3 protein-coding genes are annotated in these 2,195 nt (G+C 75.8%); 1 reads left to right on the top strand and 2 read right to left on the bottom strand.

The genetic code is table 11. The annotated features are described in order from the left end of the window. Both ABD317_RS36105 and ABD317_RS36100 read right to left on the bottom strand, forming a co-directional pair. Positions 1 to 242, bottom strand: a 242-nt coding sequence (locus ABD317_RS36105) for a dihydrodipicolinate synthase family protein (RefSeq protein ID WP_344296151.1), incomplete at its 3' end; no start/stop codon positions are given. Between the two features lie 158 nt (positions 243 to 400). Further along, the gene (locus tag ABD317_RS36100; protein ID WP_344296149.1) at positions 401 to 1,237 is read right to left on the bottom strand and encodes an NAD-dependent epimerase/dehydratase family protein; all 837 of its coding nucleotides are present in this window, start codon (positions 1,235 to 1,237) and stop codon (positions 401 to 403) included. Between the two features lie 141 nt (positions 1,238 to 1,378). Here ABD317_RS36100 and ABD317_RS36095 point away from each other — a divergent pair. Beyond that, positions 1,379 to 2,195: alpha-amylase family protein (locus ABD317_RS36095; protein WP_344296147.1), on the top strand; the 817-nt coding region annotated here is incomplete at its 3' end.

Raw genomic sequence — 2,195 nt, 5'->3', positions numbered from 1 at the left:
GCATAGCCGTGGCCCCCGCGGCCGGCCCGGTGCCGGTGCTCGCCGGCGCCGGCGGTACGGCGCACCCGCCGGTGCTCGGCGCCGTCGACCGCGTGGAACTCGCCGGTGCCGCAGGCGGCGAAGACCGCGCCCGCGCCGTGCGCGACGCCGTCGGCGACATGGCCGGCGAGCACGTCCTCGGGCACCGAACCGGCGTCGTCGTAGGGGGTGACGGGGAAGAACAGGATGCCGTCGAGCTGCACCGGAACCTCGATTCATGTATCTGAAAGATAGATATGAATCTGAACTGGTGCCGGAAACGTAAAGGGGGGTGCGGCGGCCGTCAAGGGTGCGCGCGGCTTCGGGCGCCGCCCGGAGGGCCGCCGCGCGGCGTGCCGGCACCGGGCGGTCAACGGCGGTGTCACCGCGGCCAGATGGGCGGGTCGGTGCAGAACGGGCCGCCCAGGTTCGCCTGGTCCGGCGCGTCCGGGTCGTCCGGGCCCAGCTCGGCGAGCAGCTTGTCCGCGTAGACCTCGGAGTCGTCCTGCGGCTCGTAGCCGAGCGCCCGCGCCGTGCCGAGGTCCCACCACAGGCGGGTGTTGGCGGAGCTGCCGTAGACGACGGTGTGGCCGACGTCCGGGGCGGTCAGCGCGGCGTGGAACAGCCGGGCGCCGTCGGCGGGGCTCAGCCAGAGGGAGAGCATGCGCACGCTGGTCGGCTCGGGGAAGCACGAGCCGATGCGCGCGGAGACCGTCTCGATGCCGTGCCGGTCCCAGTAGAGCTGCGCCAGGTCCTCGCCGAAGCACTTGGACAGGCCGTAGAAGGTGTCGGGGCGGTGCGCGGCGCCGGCGCCGATCAGCTCGCCGGCGGGGACGCGGCGGGGGTGGCGCGGGCGCGGGTGGTAGCCGACCGCGTGGTTGCTGGAGGCGAAGACGACGCGCGGCACGCCCTCGGCGCGCACGGCCTCGTAGAGGTGGTACGTGCCCTCGACGTTGGCCCGCAGCACCTTCTCGAACGTCGACTCCACCGAGATCCCGGCGAGGTGGATCACCGCGTCGACGCCGCGGACCGCCTCGCGCAGCGCGGCGCGGTCGGCGAGGTCGGCGGTGACCACCCGCTCGGGGCCGGGGTCGACGGCGACGCGGTCGAGCAGGCGCAGCTCGTAGCCGTGCGCGGGGAGCAGGCCGCGCATCAGGGTGCCGACGCCGCCGGCGGCGCCGGTGAGCAGGACGGTGCGCGGAGGGCGGTGGGCTGGCATCGTGGATGGCTCCTCGGTGGGTCGGGTGCGTGGCCCGGGGGGCGTGTCCGGGTGGCGGGGCGCGGTCTTGACGGTCCGTCGGGGCGGCCATAGCGTTCCAGTTCACCAATATGGACGCCGGGCAGAAATGTGTACACCCTGATGATGGCACCTCGTGCTTCGGTCTTTCTGTACCCGTGGGACGTCGTCGGCGATCCCGCCGCCCCCGGCCGCGTCGCGGAGCTGGGCGTGCGGCAGGTGACGCTCGCCGCCGCGTACCACTCCACCCGCGCCGTGACCCCGCGTCACCCCCGCCACCGCATCGTCACCGCCCGGCACTCCGCCGTGCTCTACCCGCCGGACGAACGCAGGTGGTCCGGGCAGGCGCTGCGCCCGTACGCCCAGGACTGGGTCGACGCCGCCGACCCGTTCGGCGCGGCTGCGGAGGAGCTGACCCGCGCGGGCCTGGCGGTGCACAGCTGGGTGGTGCTCGCGCACAACTCCCGCCTGGGCGCCGAGCACCCGGACACGTCGGTGGTCAACGCGTACGGCGACCGCTACCCGTGGGCGCCGTGCATCGGGCGCCCGGAGGTGCGCGACTACCTCGTCCGGCTCGCCGCGGAGGCCGCGACCCGGCCGGGCGCGCAGGGCTGCGAGCTGGAGTCCTGCGGCTGGTACGGGCTGGCGCACCTGCACGCGCACGACAAGATCGCCGGGGTGGCGCTGGACGCGGCCGGGCAGCTGCTCATGTCGCTGTGCTTCTGCGCCCGCTGCCGCGACGGCTACGCCGCGTACGGCGCGGAGCCGGACGGCCTGCGGGCCGCGGTCGCGGCGGCGCTCCGGCCGTACTGGGACGGATCGGCCCCGTCGGCGGCGGACCCGGCCGGCACCTGGGCCCGGATCACCGCGCTGCAGGGCGCCGAGCGGGCGGCGGCGGTGCTGGGCTGGCGGCGCGCGGCGGCGGCCCGGCTGCAGCGCG

It is taken from the genome of Streptomyces synnematoformans, assembly GCF_039531005.1.
GTDB classification, from domain to species: domain Bacteria; phylum Actinomycetota; class Actinomycetes; order Streptomycetales; family Streptomycetaceae; genus Streptomyces; species Streptomyces synnematoformans.
Note: the sequence above shows the minus strand (reverse complement) of the source record. Positions and strands in the feature narration are given on the sequence as shown.